Source organism: Burkholderia multivorans ATCC BAA-247 (genome assembly GCF_000959525.1).
Taxonomy (GTDB): domain Bacteria; phylum Pseudomonadota; class Gammaproteobacteria; order Burkholderiales; family Burkholderiaceae; genus Burkholderia; species Burkholderia multivorans.
Window position 1 is genome coordinate 1,955,574 of sequence record NZ_CP009831.1, and the last position, 16,897, is coordinate 1,972,470.

Here is a 16,897-nt window from a genome sequence, read left to right on the forward strand (position 1 = left end):
GACGAAGCCCGACGCGCGACGCGGCACGTCGGGCGCGCGCGATCACGCGGCCCCGAGATCGGCGAGCGGATGCGCGAACAGCTTCCACGGCGATGTCAGGAAATGCCGCACGCGTTCGGCACGCAGCTCGACGAGCGTCGCGGGCGCCCAGCGCGGCTTGCGATCCTTGTCGAGCAGATGCGCTCGCACGCCTTCGCAGAAGTCGCCTTCCTCGATCGCGCGCGCGACGATGCCGAGCTCCATCCGGAACGACTCCGCGAGCGTCATCTGCCGGCCGCGCAGCAGCGCTTCGCGCGTGACGGCAAGCATCGTCGGCGAATGGCCCGTCAGCGCGTCGAGCGTCGACTGCAGCCACTGACGCTGTTCGCGCGACAGCTCGTCGCGCGCGAGGTCCTGCTTCAGCGTCGCGACGATCCGCTCGACCGGCGAACGCTTGTCGAAGTGCCGGACGATCCACGGCAGTTGCGTGTCGAGCGCCGCGTGCGGGACGACGTTGCACGGCGGCTCGAACACCTTGCGCAGCGCGGGCAGCGCATCGCCGTCCCAGTTGACGCGCTCGATGCGCGTCTCGAACGTGTCGAGCCACGACGACGGCACGCAGAGGTCGGCGAGCTTCGCGCTCAGCGCATCGGCGCCCGACAGCGTCGCACCGGTGAGGCCGACGTACAGCTCGAGTTCGACGGGCATCCGCGCGAGAAAATGCGTCGCGCCGACATCCGGCACGAGGCCGATGCGCGTTTCCGGCATCGCGATCTTGCTGCGCTCGGTCGCGACGCGCAGCGCGGCGCCCTGCGCGAGCCCCATGCCGCCGCCCATCGTCACGCCGTCCATCAGCGCGACGACCGGCTTCGGAAACGTATGGATCGCATGGTCGAGCCGGTATTCGTCGACGAAGAACGGCAGCCACGTTTCACGCTGCGCGACCATGCGGTGCAGTTGCCGCACGTCGCCGCCCGCGCAGAAACCCTTGTCGCCGGCACCGCGCAGCACGACCGCGACGATCCGGTCGTCGTTACGGCAGCGTTCGAATAATGCGGCAAGCGCGCGCACCATCTCGTACGACAGCGCGTTCAGCGCGGAGGGACGATTCAGCGTGATCAACGCGACGCGGTTCACCACGCGAAACAGCACGTCCTGCGCGGGATCGGTGAAGGCATCCTGGTTCGTGGCCGGCGTGCTCATCGTGACTGCTCTCCTTCGGGTTGCCATTGCGGCGCGCGCTTGCCGAGAAACGCGGCCACGCCTTCGCGCGGATCGTTCGTCTCGAACAGATCGACGAAGCGCTCGCGTTCGACCGCGAGCGCCGCGCTGCGCGGCACGCCGCGACGCGCGAGGCCGATCAGCTCCTTGCTCGACGCGACCGCATGCGGGCTCTGCCGCGCGACGTTGCGTGCGAGCGCGAGCGCCGCGTCGCGCGACGTGCCCGTATCGACCACGTCCTCGACGAGGCCGATGCGCAGCGCGGTCGGTGCATCGACGCGCGTGCCGGCCAGGATGATCTTCTTCGCCCAGCCTTCGCCGACGAGCCAGGGCAGCGTCTGCGTGCCGAGCCCGCACGGCAGCAACCCGACCGACGGCTCCGGCAGCGCCATCTGCGCATGCGTCTCGGCGATCCGCAGGTCGCACGCGAGCGCACATTCCAGCCCGCCGCCCATCGCATAGCCGTTGATCGCCGCGATCGTCACGAAGCGCGCATCGTGCAGCGCCTCGAACGCCGCGCCGAAGCGCGCGGCCATTTCGCGCGCGACCGCGCGATCGCCGTCGGCGAACGTGTTGAGATCGGCGCCGGCGCTGAAGAATTTCGGGCCGTCTCCGGTGACGACGAGTGCGCGCACGCGTGCATTCGCGTTCAGCTCGGCGACGTACGCCTGCAATTGCCGCAGCCCGTCGGCGGTAAACGCGTTCGCGGGCGGACGCTTCAGCGTCGCGCACGCGATCGCGCCGTCGTCGACATAGTCCAGTTCGATCATCACGCGTCCTTCTTCGTTGCCGGTTGATACAGGCGGATCACCGCCGAGAAATCGAGCTGGCCGTCGCCGCGGCTGCTCATCGTCTGGTACAGCTGCTGCGCGAGCGCGCCGAGATAGACGGGCTGACGCGCCTGCTTCGCGGCATCGTTCGCGAGGCCCAGATCCTTCAGCATCAGGTCCGTGCCGAAGCCGCCCGTATAGCTGCGCGACGACGGCGCGGTCTCGATCACGCCCGGATACGGGTTGTACGTGTCGGAACTCCAGCAGCGGCCGGTCGACGTGTTGATGATGCCGGCCAGCACCTTCGGATCGATGCCGAGCGCGACGCCGAGCGCCATCGCCTCCGACACGGCTGCCATCGAGATGCCGAGCACGAGGTTGTTGCAGACTTTCGCGACCTGCCCCATGCCGGTCGCGCCGCAATGGACGATGTTCTTGCCCATGCCCGCAAGCACGGGCTTCACGCGCTCGAAATCGGCGTCGCTGCCGCCGACCATGAACGTCAGCGTGCCGGCCGCCGCGCCGCCCGTGCCGCCCGACACCGGCGCATCGACGAACGCGCCGCCGTGCTCGCGCACCAGCGCGCCGAACGCCTGCGCACTCGCCGGATCGATCGTGCTCGAATCGATCACGGTCGCGCCGGATTCGAGGCCGGCCAGCACGCCGTGCTCGCCGGTCAGCACCGAACGGACGTGCGGCGCGGCGGGCAGCATCGTGATCACGAATGCGGCGCCGCCGGCCGCGTCGCGCGGCGACGTCGCCACTTGCGCGCCGGCGTCCTGCAGCGCGCGCAGCGCATCGGCGCTCAGGTCGAACGCGCGCACGCCGTGGCCGGCCTTCAGCAGGTTCAGCGCCATCGGCGCGCCCATGTGGCCGAGGCCGATAAAACCGATCTTCATCGTTTGTCTCCCATCGTCGGGCGCCGCCGCTCGCGCCACGGCGCCCGTCCATCGTTTCGTCGCATGTGCGCGCTCAATGCAGCCGGATCGTCGTGTTGACGGGGCCCGCCGTCGTGTCGTCGTCGAACCAGCGTGCGGTGACGGTCTTCGTCTGCGTGTAGAACTGCACGACCTGCTTGCCGTACGGGCCGAGATCGCCGAGCTTCGAGCCGCGCGAACCCGTGAAGCTGAAGAACGGCACCGGCACGGGAATCGGGATGTTGATACCGACCTGCCCGATGTCGATCTCGCTCTGGAACTTGCGTGCGGCCGCGCCGCTCTGCGTGAACAGCCCGACGCCGTTGCCGAACGGGTTCGCGTTGACGAGCGCGATCGCGTCGTCGAGCGTGTCGGCCTCCATCACGACGAGCACGGGCCCGAAGATTTCGTGCGTATAGATCGACATGTCGGTCGTCACGCCCGAGAAGATCGTCGGGCCGATGAAGTTGCCGTTCTCGTAGCCGGGCACCTTCACGTCGCGGCCGTCGAGCACGAGTTTCGCGCCTTCCTTCACGCCCGCCTCGATCAGCGACAGGATGCGCGCCTTTGCGCCGCGCGAGACGACCGGGCCGACGTCCGTGCCGGGCTCGTGTCCTGCGTTGACCTTCAGCGCCTTCGCCTTCTCGACGATGTCGGGCAGCCAGTCGCGCGCCGCGCCGACGAGCACCGCGACCGACGTCGCCATGCAGCGCTGCCCGGCTGCGCCGAATGCGGCGCCGACGAGCGCGTTGATCGCCTGCTCGCGGTTCGCGTCGGGCAGCACGACCGCGTGGTTCTTCGCGCCCATCATCGATTGCACACGCTTGCCGTGCTGGCTGCCGAGTTGGTAGACGTGCGTACCGACCGCGGTCGAGCCGACGAACGAGATCGCCTTCACGAGCGGATGCGAGCAGATCGCGTCGACGACCTCCTTGCCGCCATGCACGACGTTCAGCACGCCCTTCGGAATGCCGGCCTCGAGTGCGAGCTCGACGAGTTCCATCGTCGTCATCGGGTCCTGCTCGGACGGCTTCAGCACGAACGTATTGCCGCAGACGATCGCCATCGGAAACATCCAGAGCGGAATCATCGCGGGGAAGTTGAACGGCGTGATGCCTGCGCAGACGCCGAGCGGCTGGCGCAGCGTGTACGTATCGACGCCGCCGGCGACGTTCTCCGCGAATTCGCCGAGCTGCAGCGTGCCGATCGAGCACGCGTGCTCGACGACTTCGAGCCCGCGGAAGATGTCGCCTTCCGCATCGGGCAGCGTCTTGCCCTGCTCGGCGGTCAGCGTCTTCGCGATGCGCTGCTGGTTCGCGCGCACGAGGTCCTGGAACTTCAGCATGATCCGCATGCGCGCGGCGATCGGCGTGTTCTTCCACGTCGCATAGGCGGCATGCGCGGCCTGCACGGCCGCGTCGACTTCGGCGACGGTCGCGAACGGCACGCGCGCGAGCACCTGTTGCGTGGCCGGGTTGACGATGTCGCGCCACTCGTTCGTGGCGGACTCGACGAAAGCGCCGTCGATCAGCAGCTTGACCGTCGGCACGTCTTGCCCCGTACGGGGCGTCGGATTCGCGTTCATCGATCCTCTCTCCTTCAGCGCGCCGCCGCGCGACGTGCGCGGACGGCAGGTTCAGGCCGGCCGCGCTGCGCGCACGCGGCGCACAGCGCGCGGCACGGTCATTTCAGTTCGGCGGAAAAATCCTCTTCCCAGTATTCGCCGGGCATGCGTGCGGTCGCGTCGTCGCCGCGCTCGATCTCGCGGCGGCGCAGCTCGACGCGGCGAATCTTCCCGGAGATCGTCTTCGGCAGCTCGGCGAACTGCAGCCGGCGGATGCGCTTGTACGGCGCGAGCTTGTCGCGCGAGAACCGGAAGATCTCGAGCGCGAGCGCCGCGCTTTCCTCGTAGCCCTGCCGCAGCGTGATGTACGTCTTCGGCACCGACAGCCGCACCGGGTCGGGGCTCGGCACGACTGCCGCTTCGGCGATCGCCGGATGCTCGATCAGCACGCTTTCGAGCTCGAACGGGCTCAGCCGGTAGTCGGACGACTTGAACACGTCGTCCGCGCGGCCGATATAGACGTAGTAGCCGTCGTCGCGACGCATCGCGATGTCCGACGTCCGGTAGTGACCGTCGCGCATCGCGTGCGCGGTCGCGTCGCGATTGTTCGCATAGCCCGTCATCAGCCCGACCGGGCGCGCGCCGTCCGCGTCGAGCGGCAGCGCGACCTCGCCCTCGCTCACCGGTGCGCCGTCGGGATCGAGCAGCGCGATCCGATAGCCGGGCAGCGGCCGGCCCATCGATCCGGCGACGACCGGCTGGCCCGGCGAGTTGCCGATCAGGCAGGTCGTCTCGGTCTGGCCGTAGCCGTCGCGGATCGTGATGCCCCACGCCTTCTTCACGCGCTCGATGATTTCCGGATTCAGCGGCTCACCCGCGCCGACGATCTCGCGCAGCGCCACGTCGAACGACGCGAGCGGCTGCTGCACGAGCATCCGCCACACCGTCGGCGGCGCACACAGCGTCGTCACGCGGTACTTGACGAGCGCGTCGAGCACGGCCTTCGCCTCGAAGCGCGCATAGTTGAACGCGAACACGCAGGCCTGCGCGTTCCACGGCGCGTAGAAGCAGCTCCACGCGTGCTTGGCCCAACCCGGCGAGCTGATGTTCCAGTGGATGTCGCCCGGCTGCAGCCCGATCCAGTACATCGTCGACAGATGGCCGACCGGATAGGTGCGATGCGTATGCTCGACGAGCTTCGGCTTCGACGTCGTGCCCGACGTGAAATACAGCAGCATCGGATCGTTCGCGTGCGTGACGGCGTCGGGCTCGAAGGCGGCGCTCGCCGCGTAGCCGTCGTTCATCGCGAGCCAGCCGTCGCGCGGCGCGCCCGCGACGATCCTCTGCGCGAGGCCGAGCCCCGGCTGCTCGAACTTCGCGGTTTCGTTCTCGTCGACGATCGCGTATGTCGCGCCGCCGATCTGCACGCGGTCGCGCACGTCGTCGGCCGACAGCTGCGTCGTCGCGGGCAGCACGATCGCGCCGAGCTTCATCGCGGCGAGCATCGCGTCCCAGAGCTCGACGCGGTTCGGCAGCATCAGCAGGATCCGGTCGCCGCGCCCGACGCCGATGCCGCGCAGCCAGTTCGCGATCCGCGACGAGCGCTCGGACATCTGCGCGAACGAATACGGCTCGCCGGTGCCGGTCGCGCCGTCGACGATCCAGAGCGCCGGTCGGTCGTTGCCGCGCGCCATCGGATCGAAGTAGTCGAGCGCCCAGTTGAACGTGTCGAGCACCGGCCATGCGAAATCGCGATACGCGGTTTCGTAGTCGGTGCGGTGGCGCAGCAGAAAATCGCGTGCGTCCAGGAATGCCTGTACCGTCATCGTGTCGTCTCCTGTCCCATGCCGGGCATGTCTCCATGCATCGCGCGACCGTCCGGCGCACGGCTGCGCACCGGACGGTTGCTTGTCGGGCGGCGCACGGTCACGTCGTTGCGTGCCGCGTTCACCGCGCTTCCCTCGTGCTCTTCAGGCCATCGTGACTGCGAACGGCGCGGCTCAAAGCTGCCGCGCGATCACCATCCGCTGCACTTCGCTGGTGCCTTCGTAAATCTGCGTGATGCGCGCGTCGCGATAGTGACGCTCGACTTCGTAATCGACGAGATAACCGTAGCCGCCGTGGATCTGGATCGCATCCGAGCACACGCGCTCGGCCATTTCCGACGCGTAGAGCTTCGCCTGCGACGCTTCGGACAGGCACGGCAGCCCGGCCGTGCGCAGCTTCGCCGCGTGGTGCACGAGCAGGCGCGCGGCGTTGATCTGCACGGCCATGTCGGCGAGCTTCTGCTGGATCGCCTGATGCTCGGCGAGCGGCTTGCCGAACTGCACGCGCTCGCCCGCATAGCGGCGCGCCTTGTCGAACGCCGCGCGCGCGATGCCGAGCGCCTGTGCCGCGATGCCGATCCGCCCGCCTTCGAGGTTCGACAGCGCGATCTTCAGCCCTTCGCCGCGGTTGCCGAGCAGGTTTTCCTCGGGAATCGCGCAGTTCTCGAGCGTGATCGGACACGTGTCCGACGCGCGGATCCCCATCTTCTTTTCCGGCTTGCCGACGATGAAGCCCGGCGTGTCGGTCGGCACCAGAAATGCCGAAATGCCGCGCTTGCCGGCGTCGGGATCGGTCATGGCAAAAACGATCGCGACGCCCGCGCGCTGGCCGTTCGTCACGAACTGCTTCGCGCCGTTCAGCACCCATTTGCCGTCGCGCAGCTCGGCGCGCGTGCGCAGGTTGTTCGCCTCGGAGCCGGCCTGCGGCTCGGTCAGGCAGAATGCGCCGATCACGCGCCCGGCGGCCATGTCGCCGAGCCAGCGCGCCTTCTGCTCGGGCGTGCCGAAGCCGAGGATCGGCCCGCAGCCGACCGAGTTGTGCACGCTCATCATCGTCGCGCAGGCGGCGTCGCCGGCCGCGATCTCCTCCATCGCGAGCGCATAGGCGACGTAATCGGTGTACGAGCCGCCGAGCTCCTGCGGCACGATCATCCCGAGCAGCCCGAGTTCGCCGAGCTGCGCGACGACCGCGTCGGGCAATTGCGCGTCGCGGTCCCACTGCGCGGCGTTCGGCGCCAGCACCTCGGTGGCAAAAGCGCGCGCGGCATCGCGAATCATCCGCTGGTCTTCGGTATAAAGCGCATCCATGGTGCGGCTGTCTCCTGCGGCCGCAGGGTGCGGCCGTCGTTCTGTTTCGATGCAATCAGTGTAGGCAAGCGTGCGCATCTGTTCGATGCTCGCGCCGCTCATTTACACTGAGCGTTTTTGCCATACCGGCACCGGGATGAAGCAGGAAGACAAGGGAACCGTCGCGATCGGTCTCGTCGCGTACAGCGTCGCGCTGGCCGTGCGCCGCGGCGTGGCGGCCGCGCCGCTGCTCGCGCAGGCCGGCATCGCGCCCGCGCTGCTCGAGCAGCCACGCGCACGCGTGTCCGCGCAGCAGTACGGCGCGCTGTGGAACGCGATCGCGCGTGCGCTCGACGACGAATTCTTCGGGCAGGACAGCCATCCGATGCGCAGCGGCAGCTTCGTCGCGATGAGCCAGGCGGCGCTCTCGGCGGCCGACGGGCTACACGCGATGGCGCGCGCGGTGAACTTCATGCACTGCGTGCTCGACGATCTGCACGCGGAACTCGACGCGAACCCGCAGCGCGTGCGGCTGCGTTTCGTGCATCGCAACAACGGCACGACGCCCGCGATGTTCACGTACGCGACCTATTTCATCATCGTGTACGGGCTGACCTGCTGGCTGATCGGCCGGCGCATCCCGCTGCTGCACGCGAGCTTCCGCTGCGATACGCCGCCGGCCGATCACGAGTATCCGTCGATGTTCTGCGACGACATGCGCTTCAACCAGCCCGATTCGTATGTGGATTTCGATCCCGAATTCGCGACGCTGCCTGTCGTGCAGAACGCGAAAACGCTGAAGACGTTCCTGCGCAACGCGCCGGCCAGTTTCATCGTCAAGTACCGCAATCCGAACGCGCTGGCGCCGCGCGTGCGCGCCGTGCTGCGCGGGATGCCGCCCGCCGCGTGGCCCGGCGCGGCCGGGATGGCCGCGCGGCTGTACGTCGCCGAAGCGACGCTGAGGCGCAAGCTGCATCAGGAAGGTCACGCGTATCAGTCGATCAAGGACACGCTGCGGCGCGATCTCGCGTTCGAGGCGCTCGCCGATCCGACGCGCACGATCGCGGACGTCGCGGCGGCCGCGGGCTTCGCGGAGCCGAGCGCGTTCTATCGCGCCTTCCGCAAGTGGAGCGGGCGCAGTCCGGCCGAATACCGCGACGAAGTGCTCGCGCGGGCGGGCAACGCGCGGCCCTGAGTCGCGCGGCGGCCGTCTTCCCGCTCTGCGCCGAAACCGCCTAATCTTTAAGCGTCGGGCCCAGCCCATTCCGCGAACCGGACGGCATGCGGCCGCGCGCCGCCCGGACGTCCCGATGCACGCTCCACGTCACGGACCGCCGCACGCCGCGCGCGGCGGCCGCCCTCGTCACCCGCTGTCCGCGCGGGTCGCGCGCGCCGCGCTGTTCGCGGTGCTGCTCGTCGTATGCGCGGCCGTCGCCGCGCCGCCGCCCGCGCCTGCGCCTGCGCCTGCGGGCCCGGCGCCTGTGATCGTGATTCCGCTCAACGGCGCGATCGGGCCGGCCAGCGCCGACTTCGTCGTCCGTTCGCTCCAGCGCGCAGCCCGCGAGCATGCGCCGCTCGCGATCCTGCAGCTCGACACGCCCGGCGGCCTCGACACGTCGATGCGGCAGGTCATCAAGGCGATCCTCGGCTCGCCGGTACCGGTCGCGGCTTTCGTCGCGCCGGGCGGCGCGCGTGCCGCGAGCGCGGGCACCTACATCGTCTATGCGAGCCATATCGCGGCGATGGCGCCCGGTACCAATCTCGGCGCGGCATCGCCGGTGCAGCTCGGCGTCGGCGGCGGTACGCCGGCCGCGCCGCCGCAGGCGCCGGCGTCGCGCGGCGCGAGCCCGTCTTCGGCATCGGGCACGCCGGCCGCGCTGCCGGCCGACACGCAGTCGACCGAGATCCGCAAGGCGACGCAGGACGCGGCCGCCTATCTGCGCGGCCTCGCGCAACTGCGCGGACGCAACGCCGAATGGGCGGAGCGCGCGGTGCGCGAGGCGGTCAGCCTGTCGGCGAACGAAGCGCGCGCGCAGCACGTCGTCGACCTGATCGCGCAGGACCCGGCCGATCTCGCGCGGCAGCTCGACGGCCGCAGCGTGACGACGGCCGCCGGCACGCTGCGGCTCGCGACCGCGCACGCGCCGCTCGTCGTCGTCGAGCCCGACTGGCGCAGCCGCTTCCTGTCGATCGTCGCCGATCCGAACGTCGCGCTGATCCTGCTGACGATCGGCATCTACGGGCTGTTCTTCGAGTTCGCGAACCCCGGCTTCGTGCTGCCGGGCGTCGCCGGGACGATCTGCCTGCTGGTCGGGCTGTTCGCGATGCAGTTGCTGCCCGTCAGCTATGCGGGCCTCGCGCTCGTGCTGCTCGGTCTCGGCTGCCTCGTCGCCGAAGCGTTTCTGCCGACCTTCGGCGTGCTCGGCTTCGGCGGCATCGTCGCGTTCGTGATCGGCGCGCTGATGCTGATCGACACCGACGTGCCCGGCTACGGCATTCCGTGGCCCGTCATCGCGAGCCTCGCGCTCGGCGGCGCGCTGCTCGTCGCCGGCGTGTCGAGCGTTGCGCTGCGCGCGCGGCGGCGGCCGGTCGTCACGGGCGGCGAGGCGATCGTCGGCAGCATCGGCGAAGTGCTCGACGACGGCCTGCACGCCGACCAGCCGCACGGGCCGAACGGCGCGGCGCCGCCGTCGGCGGCCGGATGGGCGCGCGTACACGGCGAGCGCTGGCGCGTCGCGTGCAGCGCGCCGCTCGCGGCCGGCTGCCGCGTGCGCGTGACCGGACGGCAGGGGCTGACGCTCACCGTCGCGCCGCTGTACGACGCGACGCCCGCGCCGCGCGCGCCGCTTGCATCGCCACCACAGGGAGACGCTCGATGATCGGTTATACGTTCGGCTTCGGCAGCGTTTTGATCGTATTCGTCGCGATACTGATCGCGTCGTCGATCCGCATCTTCCGCGAGTACGAGCGCGGCGTCGTGTTCATGCTCGGCCGGTTCTGGAAGGTCAAGGGACCGGGGCTCGTGCTGATCATTCCGATCGTCCAGCAGGTCGTGCGGATCGATCTGCGCACGGTCGTGTTCGACGTGCCGGCGCAGGACGTGATCACGCGCGACAACGTGTCGGTGAAGGTGAACGCGGTCGTGTATTTTCGCGTCGTCGATCCGGAAAAGGCCGTGATCCAGGTCGCGCGCTTTTTCGAGGCGACGAGCCAGCTCGCGCAGACGACGCTGCGCGCGGTGCTCGGCAAGCACGAACTCGATGCGCTGCTGGCGGAGCGCGAACAGTTGAACGCCGACATCCAGAAGACGCTCGACGCACAGACCGATGCGTGGGGGATCAAGGTATCGACGGTCGAGATCAAGCACGTCGACCTGAACGAGACGATGGTGCGCGCCATCGCGCGGCAGGCCGAGGCCGAGCGCGAACGGCGCGCGAAGGTGATTCATGCGGAAGGCGAACTGCAGGCGTCCGAAAAGCTGCTGCAGGCCGCGCAACGGCTCGCGCAGCAGCCGCAGGCGATGCAGCTGCGCTATCTGCAGACGCTGACGACGATCGCGGCGGACAAGAATTCGACGATCGTGTTTCCGCTGCCGGTCGATCTGCTGGGGGTGTTGCTGGAGCGGTGGGGAGGGAGGCGGGAGGAGTAACGCGGGTTCGGAGCGTGACCGTAAGTATTGGCCAACGCGGGCGGCCGTGCCGCATCAGCCGAACGGTATGAAAGGTGCCGCTGGCAGCGAGTTGGACGTATACATCGAGATCCATGCATGGCGGTACGGATCGACGATGGGCAAGAATCGAATCAGGAAGACAGCACCGGCGACGCCAACCAGAACGTACGGCAAAGTGGCGCTCAGCGCCGAGGAAACACTGCATCGCCTGTGGCAACGCGGCCTGCGCATCGACGATCGCCCCACGAACTTGCGCGTGCTCCGGTCGATCGGCCATTTCCGGCTGCAGGTCTACATGCGTCGGTTTCAGAACCCCGCTACGAAGCAGTTCTGGCCCAGAACGCGCTTCTCCGACATCGCTGAGCTGTACGCATTCGATCGGCGCCTGCGCTCGATCACAATGGACGCGGTCGAACGCATCGAGGTTGCGCTGCGTGCCGCCCTCAGCAATCCTCTCGCGATCGACTACGGCAGCCACTGGTATATCGAGAGGGAACGCTTCGTCGATCTGCGCCAGTATGCGCGCGTACTGGACCAGATTGCGAGCGAATGCGAAACCCGGAAAGCAGCGGCGCTCGCTCATTACTACCGGACCTACGCCAGACCCGACTTGCCGCCGATCTGGCTAGTCTGCGAGCGGCTCAGCCTGGGCGCCTTGTCGCGGCTCTTCAATGCGCTGTCGATACGTGACCGCAAGACCGCCGGGCGCCACATGTGGCCCGACATCCCGGACACGGTGCTCACCAGTTGGCTGCAATCGCTCACGGATCTGCGCAACGCATGTGCGCATCACGCCCGGCTGTGGGGAATGAAACTGACGGTATCGCCTCCGGCGAAGCCGGCCGCGCGCAATCTCGCCCGGTATGCAGCGGAAATGACACGGCCGGAGACGTTTTACGCGCGCGCGACGATGATCAAGGCCTTGCTCGACCCGCTCGGCCACGGAGACGAATGGCGCGAAACGTTGCGAACTGTTTTGGCGGGTTGCGAGCACGTGGCCCCATCGACGCATCTCGGTTTCACGACCGACTGGCATTTGACGCCGGCATGGCAACAGGCGCTGGCCCGACCCGATGGGGAATGCAATACGATGCACTTTGACATCCCGACGAAAGTTCGTTAGCATCTTCGACGACAACGCTGGGGACGCCTCTCGACGATGCGCAACACCTCAGACGGCAAAAGGACGCGCAAGCGTCCTTTTTTATTGCTGGCCGTTTTGTCCGCGTCCGTGTCCGTCTCGCAGCGCTACCTCCCTGACGCCACGATGGAGTCGATCAATTCGACTCCACCTTCAATGTCCTCGTTACCCTCGAATCGGGACACCTCCATGTCCGTCGTCGAACACGTCGATCTCGACACGTTGCCCGACGACCGTCACGGAAGGTGATCGCATCGCTCGAGCATTTCTTCGGCTATCTCGGCAACGGGGTGCTCAACGCGCACGGCCTCGACGCGGGCAAGGCCGACCCGACGATGGTCGATCTGCTGCGCTGGCACGGCGCGGAGGAACTCGAGCACCGCACCGTGGCTTCGACATCTACCGGCACATGGGCGGCTCGTATCCGGAGCGCTGCGTGCACATGGCGTTCGTGATCGTGCTGCTGCTCTACTACATCACGACGAGCGCGAAGTTCATGTATCGACGCGATCCGGACGCGGGCCGCTATCCGGGCTTCGTGCTGTCGTGGTGGCAAGGTTCGCGGCGCGGGCATCTACCGTCGTTCTGGAAGGTGATCTGCGCGGCGCTGCGCTATTTCCGGCCAGGCTATACGCCGCACGCCGAAGGCTCGACCGAACAGGCGCTCGAGTATCTGGCGCGCTCGCCTGCCGCGCAGGCGGCCGCGTACGGCGGCAACTGGCAAGCGCCCACGCGCGGCTGAGACGGCGCGCCGCGGCGGCCCCCGCCGAAATGCGTACAATCGCGGCTTCATTTCCCGGAGGTGCCGCGATGGCCATGAAGAAAACCGATCTCGAAAAGAACAAGGCGCTGAAGCTCACGCATGCGATGAAGCAGTCGAGCTCCGCGCGCTTCGGCAAGGGCGCCGAGGAAGCGGCCAAGCTCGATCGCCGCGCGCAGCGCAAGCTCGACCAGGAACTCGGCCTCGTGCCGTTCGCCTGCAAGCTGAACGCCGAGCTCGTCGAACAGCTGAAGGCACGCGCCGCGACGCATCCGAACGGGATGACGGGCCTGCTGTCCGAACTGCTCGTGAACGCGCTCGCGCAACGCGACGCATAATGCGCAATGCGCGCCACGTCATCTCAAAATAGTCGTTGACAACGCCGCGCGAGCGCGACACACTCGTTCGCATGCCTACGTTCAAGCTCATCGCCATCGCGATTAATTGCCCGGTGAACGCACACCATATCGGTGCGTCACGGGAGGCGCTTGCGCGTTAGCATTCAGGCAGTAACCGCATGTCACGCAAGGCCTCGCCGGAAACGGATGAGGCCTTTTTGTTGTGGTGCACGTCATCCGTCCGGCTCAACGAATGGAGAAGACGATGGACCAGGCAAGCTCGCTGTTTGTTCGTCCCGATCGCCGTCGCCCGGACGCGATCGCATTACCGACGGTCGTGATTCGTTTCGCCGTGGCGCCGCGCACGACGCTGAGCTGGCGCGCGCCGCGCGATGCGGAGGTGCGAGCGCACGGCGCACCACTGTGGATCACACGGCCACCGAGCGTCGACGATTACTGGGTGCAGCCGGGCGACGTGCTGCGCGTGGCGCGCGGCGAGCGCATCTGGCTCAGCGCCGACGACGATCGTCCGGCCGAAGCGTCGATCACGACCGCGTACGTGCCGGGCGGCGATCGGCTTCGGCGTGCGCTAGCGCTGGCGCGGCGCCTGCTCGTCGGCCGATGGCGAACGCGTGAAGCGCGGGAATGAACGTGATTGCGGGAGGCGCGCGCTCACGCGCGCGAGACGCGGCCAGGCCGCGCAGAACAATGCGCGCACCTGCGGCGTGTCGCGTCGCAGGTGCGTGTCGAAGGACGCGGCACGCCGGTGCGTGTCGCGCGCGATTGCACGCGGGGTGCGGCCAGCACGCACATCAGGTGCTGGCGGCGAGACGCGGGCCCGTGCTTCGGGGAGTCGAATCGAGCTCGGGCTTTTGCATCGCCGACTGCGAGGTGACCCAGGGATCGATGCCCTGCTTTTGTACTTCCTCGAGAAAGGACACACGCGTGCGCCAGTAGTCCGCCTGCAGCTTCGCGTCGATCACGCGCTGTTCGGCTGCGAACAGTTCCATGCGCGCCGTCACGAGCATCGACGCAGCGGTTTTTTCCGGCGTGGGGGCGTGTCGCATAGCCCAACGGCTGATCCAGTTCAACATGCTGACCTCCGTGATAACGGACGAACCCGCATCGGGCAATCGCAATCGGCCGTGTCTGCCCGAACGCACAACGGCCGCCACCGCGCTTCACCGCCTTCGCCCATACGTACTGCAGCTCCCCCGCGCCGACAGCAACCGGCCCGGCGTATGTGCGCGGTGTATCTATCCTAGAAAGAGTTGCCGGTTTACGCGATGGCCTCTTGCATTCTTTTACATAGAAAACCACAGTCGCGTCTGCGCGTCAGATGACAGTTGCGAACGCGACGGCTTCGGCGCACGATAACGCGATGCCTGCCGCGGCCTGGACTGACGAATGGGCGCATGCACGCCGATGCGCGCATCGGGTACGGCAGCGTGCGGGCGCGCGGCGTCGCGCCGCTCGCCTTCGTCGAGCATGCGGCGAGGGCGTTTCAGTCGCATGTCACGCGCGGAATCCGGAAGGCGGCCGTTGCATGCGCATCGGCCTGCAAAGCCTCGCAGGCTCGTCGGCGCGCATCGAGCGGCTTCGCGGTTTTCTCGCGCATTTCAGCCGATCGCCATGCTTCTCGCTCACTTCTCGCCCGCTTCTTCCGCGCTTCTCGTCCTCTTCTCGTCCGCCTCTTCCGCGCCTCTCCGCCGCTGCTCGCCTGTTTCGCGCTCCGTTCAGCCGCGATTCGTCGCCGTTCGTGCGCGCTTCGTCGCGGTGCCGGCGCCCGTTGTCGCCGAACCGGTAAAATGCGCGCCTTCTTCGCGCGGCATCGGGCGACCAGGCCGCCAGGTCGCTGTCGCGAAGATGCCGATCGTGCCCCGCGACTATATCGTCGGAGCTATCCGCGCTATTACAATCCGCCGATAGCCGAACAATAGTGGCTGGTTACAGTTAGCCGCCGCACGCAGCCTTACAACAATTCGGCACGACAAGCAATACGACAACCCGACCGGAGAAACGCCTTCATGGAATCCATCAAGCGGTATTTCGGCTTCGCTGAAGCCGGCACCGACTTCCGCACCGAAATACTCGCGGGCGTCACCACGTTCCTGACGATGGCCTACATCATCTTCGTCAACCCCGCGATCCTCGGCGACGCCGGCATGCCGAAGGAATCCGTATTCGTCGCGACCTGCCTCGTCGCGGCGCTCGCCTCGCTGATCATGGGGCTGTACGCGAACTATCCGATCGCGTGCGCACCGGGCATGGGGCTGAACGCGTACTTCGCGTATACGGTCGTCAAGGGGCTCGGGTTCTCGTGGCAAGCCGCGCTCGGCGCGGTGTTCATCTCGGGCTGCCTGTTCCTGCTCGTCACGCTGTTCCGCGTGCGCGAGGCGATCGTCAACGGCATTCCGAAATCGCTGCGCATCTCGATCACGGCCGGCATCGGGCTGTTCCTCGGGATCATCTCGCTGAAGACGTCCGGCGTGATCGTCGGCAATCCGGCCACGCTGGTGACGCTCGGCGATCTGCACAAGCACGACACGATCCTCGCGATCATCGGCTTCTTCACGATCGTCACGCTCGATCATCTGCGCGTGCGCGGCGCGATCCTGATCGGCATTCTCGGCGTGACCGTGCTGTCGTTCTTCTTCGGCGACAACCAGTTCCACGGCGTGTTTTCCGCGCCGCCGTCGATCGACGCGACGCTGTTCAAGCTCGACATCGGCGCTGCGCTGTCGACGGGCATCATCAACGTGATCCTCGTGTTCTTCCTCGTCGAACTGTTCGATGCGACCGGCACGCTGATGGGCGTCGCGAACCGCGCGGGGCTGCTCGTCGAAGGCAAGATGCACCGTCTCAACAAGGCGCTGCTCGCGGACAGCACCGCGATCGTCGCGGGCTCGGTGCTCGGCACGTCGTCGACCACCGCCTATATCGAAAGCGCCTCGGGCGTGCAGGCCGGCGGCCGCACCGGCGTCACCGCGATCACGGTCGCGGTGCTGTTCCTCGCGTGCCTGTTCATCGCGCCGCTCGCCGGCGTCGTGCCCGCCTATGCGACCGCACCCGCATTGCTGTACGTGTCGTGCCTGATGCTGCGCGAAATGGTCGACGTGCCGTGGGACGATGCGACCGAAGCCGTGCCGGCCGCGCTGACCGCGCTGCTGATGCCGTTCACCTATTCGATCGCGAACGGCGTGGCGTTCGGCTTCATTGCGTACGGCGGCCTCAAGCTGCTGACCGGCCAGGCACGCACGGTCAAGCCGATCGTGTGGATCATCGCAGCCGTGTTCCTGTTCCGCTTCTTCTATCTCGGCAGCGAGTAACGGACGCGGGCCGGCACGCGCCGGAGAAGGAAAACGAAACGCCACCCTTCGGGTGGCGTTGTCGCTTCAGCGTGCGGAAGGATGCGCACCGGCTA

14 protein-coding genes and 1 pseudogene are annotated in these 16,897 nt (G+C 67.8%); 8 read left to right on the top strand and 7 right to left on the bottom strand.

Annotated features, from left to right (window positions below; genetic code table 11):
• Positions 1-42: 42 nt before the first annotated feature.
• The 6 genes from NP80_RS10755 to NP80_RS10780 form a co-directional block, all read right to left on the bottom strand.
• A complete protein-coding gene (locus tag NP80_RS10755) occupies positions 43-1,182 on the bottom strand; it encodes an enoyl-CoA hydratase/isomerase family protein (RefSeq protein WP_006410588.1) in 1,140 nt (379 codons plus the stop codon).
• Positions 1,179-1,970, bottom strand: coding sequence for an enoyl-CoA hydratase (locus NP80_RS10760; protein ID WP_035947285.1), 792 nt, complete (start codon positions 1,968-1,970; stop codon positions 1,179-1,181). Before NP80_RS10760 ends, NP80_RS10755 begins: the two co-directional genes overlap by 4 nt.
• Positions 1,970-2,869 (bottom strand): 3-hydroxyisobutyrate dehydrogenase, encoded by a 900-nt coding sequence (gene mmsB / locus NP80_RS10765; protein ID WP_035947284.1) that lies wholly within the window; start codon positions 2,867-2,869, stop codon positions 1,970-1,972. The genes NP80_RS10760 and mmsB overlap by 1 nt, the downstream gene beginning before the upstream one ends.
• A 73-nt stretch (positions 2,870-2,942) precedes the next feature.
• Positions 2,943-4,472 carry a CoA-acylating methylmalonate-semialdehyde dehydrogenase gene (locus tag NP80_RS10770; protein ID WP_006410598.1) on the bottom strand — a complete coding sequence of 510 codons (1,530 nt, stop codon included), beginning with the start codon at positions 4,470-4,472 and terminating at the stop codon, positions 2,943-2,945.
• A 98-nt stretch (positions 4,473-4,570) separates the two neighbouring features.
• Positions 4,571-6,277, bottom strand: coding sequence for an AMP-binding protein (locus tag NP80_RS10775; RefSeq protein WP_006410597.1), 1,707 nt, complete (start codon positions 6,275-6,277; stop codon positions 4,571-4,573).
• A gap of 174 nt (positions 6,278-6,451) precedes the next feature.
• Entirely contained in the window at positions 6,452-7,585 is a 1,134-nt protein-coding gene (locus tag NP80_RS10780; RefSeq protein ID WP_006410592.1) for an acyl-CoA dehydrogenase family protein, read from the bottom strand.
• A gap of 136 nt (positions 7,586-7,721) precedes the next feature.
• Here NP80_RS10780 and NP80_RS10785 point away from each other — a divergent pair, with 136 nt between their 5' ends.
• From NP80_RS10785 to NP80_RS10820, 7 genes and pseudogenes are all read left to right on the top strand, one after another.
• On the top strand, positions 7,722-8,759 hold the full coding sequence (locus NP80_RS10785) for an AraC family transcriptional regulator (protein ID WP_035947287.1): 1,038 nt from the start codon (positions 7,722-7,724) through the stop codon (positions 8,757-8,759).
• A gap of 115 nt (positions 8,760-8,874) precedes the next feature.
• Positions 8,875-10,443 carry an NfeD family protein gene (locus tag NP80_RS10790; protein WP_045593437.1) on the top strand — a complete coding sequence of 523 codons (1,569 nt, stop codon included), beginning with the start codon at positions 8,875-8,877 and terminating at the stop codon, positions 10,441-10,443.
• On the top strand, positions 10,440-11,213 hold the full coding sequence (locus NP80_RS10795; RefSeq protein ID WP_006406114.1) for a slipin family protein: 774 nt from the start codon (positions 10,440-10,442) through the stop codon (positions 11,211-11,213). The genes NP80_RS10790 and NP80_RS10795 overlap by 4 nt, the downstream gene beginning before the upstream one ends.
• A 46-nt stretch (positions 11,214-11,259) precedes the next feature.
• Positions 11,260-12,357, top strand: a complete 1,098-nt coding sequence (locus NP80_RS10800) for an Abi family protein (protein ID WP_006411894.1) — start codon at positions 11,260-11,262, stop codon at positions 12,355-12,357.
• Between the two features lie 248 nt (positions 12,358-12,605).
• Positions 12,606-13,117 (top strand): annotated as a pseudogene (locus tag NP80_RS10810) (metal-dependent hydrolase); the annotation flags it as partial.
• Between the two features lie 68 nt (positions 13,118-13,185).
• Complete coding sequence (locus tag NP80_RS10815) at positions 13,186-13,473, top strand: hypothetical protein (protein ID WP_006396466.1); 288 nt, start codon at positions 13,186-13,188, stop codon at positions 13,471-13,473.
• 253 nt (positions 13,474-13,726) lie between these two features.
• Positions 13,727-14,122, top strand: coding sequence for a DUF2917 domain-containing protein (locus tag NP80_RS10820; protein ID WP_006406110.1), 396 nt, complete (start codon positions 13,727-13,729; stop codon positions 14,120-14,122).
• Positions 14,123-14,285: 163 nt separating this feature from the next.
• Here the strand turns inward: NP80_RS10820 and NP80_RS10825 are convergent, their stop codons facing one another.
• Positions 14,286-14,567 carry a hypothetical protein gene (locus NP80_RS10825; RefSeq protein ID WP_006406109.1) on the bottom strand — a complete coding sequence of 94 codons (282 nt, stop codon included), beginning with the start codon at positions 14,565-14,567 and terminating at the stop codon, positions 14,286-14,288.
• 933 nt (positions 14,568-15,500) lie between these two features.
• Here NP80_RS10825 and NP80_RS10835 point away from each other — a divergent pair.
• On the top strand, positions 15,501-16,802 hold the full coding sequence (locus NP80_RS10835; RefSeq protein WP_006406107.1) for an NCS2 family permease: 1,302 nt from the start codon (positions 15,501-15,503) through the stop codon (positions 16,800-16,802).
• Positions 16,803-16,897: the final 95 nt, after the last annotated feature.

What these genes read in the sequence shown, in the direction of transcription:
- NP80_RS10755 (WP_006410588.1), bottom strand. Translation starts at nt 1,182, where the DNA reads ATGAGCACGCCGGCCACGAACCAGGATGCCTTCACCGATCCCGCGCAG.
- NP80_RS10820 (WP_006406110.1), top strand. Translation starts at nt 13,727, where the DNA reads ATGGAGAAGACGATGGACCAGGCAAGCTCGCTGTTTGTTCGTCCCGAT.
- NP80_RS10795 (WP_006406114.1), top strand. Translation starts at nt 10,440, where the DNA reads ATGATCGGTTATACGTTCGGCTTCGGCAGCGTTTTGATCGTATTCGTC.
- NP80_RS10835 (WP_006406107.1), top strand. Translation starts at nt 15,501, where the DNA reads ATGGAATCCATCAAGCGGTATTTCGGCTTCGCTGAAGCCGGCACCGAC.
- NP80_RS10790 (WP_045593437.1), top strand. Translation starts at nt 8,875, where the DNA reads ATGCACGCTCCACGTCACGGACCGCCGCACGCCGCGCGCGGCGGCCGC.
- NP80_RS10825 (WP_006406109.1), bottom strand. Translation starts at nt 14,567, where the DNA reads ATGTTGAACTGGATCAGCCGTTGGGCTATGCGACACGCCCCCACGCCG.
- NP80_RS10770 (WP_006410598.1), bottom strand. Translation starts at nt 4,472, where the DNA reads ATGAACGCGAATCCGACGCCCCGTACGGGGCAAGACGTGCCGACGGTC.
- NP80_RS10785 (WP_035947287.1), top strand. Translation starts at nt 7,722, where the DNA reads ATGAAGCAGGAAGACAAGGGAACCGTCGCGATCGGTCTCGTCGCGTAC.
- NP80_RS10780 (WP_006410592.1), bottom strand. Translation starts at nt 7,585, where the DNA reads ATGGATGCGCTTTATACCGAAGACCAGCGGATGATTCGCGATGCCGCG.
- mmsB (WP_035947284.1), bottom strand. Translation starts at nt 2,869, where the DNA reads ATGAAGATCGGTTTTATCGGCCTCGGCCACATGGGCGCGCCGATGGCG.
- NP80_RS10775 (WP_006410597.1), bottom strand. Translation starts at nt 6,277, where the DNA reads ATGACGGTACAGGCATTCCTGGACGCACGCGATTTTCTGCTGCGCCAC.
- NP80_RS10760 (WP_035947285.1), bottom strand. Translation starts at nt 1,970, where the DNA reads ATGATCGAACTGGACTATGTCGACGACGGCGCGATCGCGTGCGCGACG.
- NP80_RS10815 (WP_006396466.1), top strand. Translation starts at nt 13,186, where the DNA reads ATGGCCATGAAGAAAACCGATCTCGAAAAGAACAAGGCGCTGAAGCTC.